2 protein-coding genes are annotated in these 1,707 nt (G+C 59.1%); both read right to left on the reverse strand.

The window, feature by feature from the left end:
* The coding region (locus tag WCA53_RS17330) for a hypothetical protein (RefSeq protein WP_423913026.1) at positions 1–206 on the reverse strand (206 nt) is incomplete at its 3' end.
* A gap of 369 nt (positions 207–575) precedes the next feature.
* Positions 576–1,655, reverse strand: coding sequence for a porin (locus WCA53_RS17335; protein ID WP_423913030.1), 1,080 nt, complete (start codon positions 1,653–1,655; stop codon positions 576–578).
* Between the last annotated feature and the right edge of the window lie 52 nt (positions 1,656–1,707).

Here is a 1,707-nt window from a genome sequence, read left to right on the forward strand (position 1 = left end):
CATTCCGGGTCGCCAGCGCACCATTGGATGCGTGAACAGATGGTTTCTGCGTTAAGCGCATTGCCGAATCCAGCAAGGACAAGCTGACCAAAAGGCAAAGAGCTCCAACGTACGATCAAATGTCGCCGCTCGGCACGGTACGGCCGCAGACAATCGTCGAGCAGTAGTTCAATGTCGGCAAATAGCGCTAAAGCCGCGAGTGACACCGGGCGATTTCGACTTCCCTCTCAGGGTCGGTTTATGCCTTTCGTATACCTGCTGCGATCAGCGATCGATTGAGGTCTGCGTCGGACCGGATTCGGGCCAGTTCCGGCCGCTCGTTCGTGCAGCCTCGCAGCGATTTCGGCGGCGGCTGCATTGACTGCGGACCATTACCATTCGTCGACGTCGTGGCGATATCCGCTGCGCTGGGTGGACTGGCGCGCAATATCTCAATGCCCAATTCCGCAGCGAAAGTTTACCTGTCTGTCATCTAGCCGGCGAGCGGTACGAACACCCGAGTTTAAGCTATCGGCGCATCTGACAGGATCTGCGTCGCGTCGATGACAGCGGGGGCGCACGCCCCCTACGAGCTATCAGAACAGGTGCTTGATACCGACCCGTGACACGAATTGCTTGTCGGACGACGATGTGCCCGCCAGTGCGATCGACGCCACGGTACCGGCACCATAGGCGCGCTGCCCGTGAAGATCAAGGTAAATGTCTGTGCTCTTAGACAAGTAGTAGTCAATGCCGCCAGACAACGTCAGCCAATGCGACGCGTCGAGCTTGTCATAGCTAACCTTTGTGGCCAGCACGACGTCCGGGAACGGACGGTATTCACCACCGACGTGGAGTACCTGGTCCTGCGCAGTGTTGTTCCCCAGTTTAAGACGGGTATTGGTATAGAGCGCCGACGCGCGCCACGAGCCAAAAGCGTACGCTGCACCGCCGCCGAGGATACGCTGGCTATCAACGAGTAAAGCGGTAGAAGGCACGATCGGCCGCCCGAACATCTCCGGTGCGCCCGTCAGGCCGATGTAGACGGGCGCGCCGTTGATGTCGGTGTAGTAGGCGCCGGCGGAAAAGCCCCCTCTGGCATATTGCACTGTGGCACTGAGCGCCCGGCCGGCGTTGGTCGTGGTGTTACCGGTATTAGAGGCGAAGCTGTACTGCATGCCCGCCGACAGGCCGCCGAAGCTGCGTGTCATGAATTGCACCGTGTTATTCAGGCGCTCACCCGAAACACGGTCGAGGTCGGCATTCTCCACGCTGTAAATGCCACAGGACAAACACGGGAGGAAATGGAGCATGTTGTAGCCGAAGTCGTACTGGCGCCCGAGCGTCAAATCTCCAATGGCCGCGTCGCCGAGTCCAACATAGGCCTGCTTGCCGAACAGCAGTCCACCTTGCCCCAACATGCCAGTGTCTACCGAGTAGCCGTTTTCGATCTTGAAGATGGCACGCATTCCGCCGCCAAGGTCCTCAGTGCCCGAAAAGCCCAGGGAGTTGTTCTTGTTGATGCCATCGGCCATGGCGACAGACGATTTCCCGCGCACGTTCGTCACGTATGTGACGCCGGCGTCGAGGCTGCCGAACATAGTCACACTCGACTGCGCGTACGCAGCCGTATTCAGGCTGGCCAGTACGAGGCCGGCGATGGTCCTTCGTTTCATGTCTTCTCCGTGGGTCGTTGGTCAATATTTTTGTACGTGCGCATCCCTGCCG

Origin of the sequence: Caballeronia sp. (assembly GCF_049581465.1) — a bacterium.
In the GTDB taxonomy this organism is placed as follows: Bacteria; Pseudomonadota; Gammaproteobacteria; order Burkholderiales; family Burkholderiaceae; genus Caballeronia.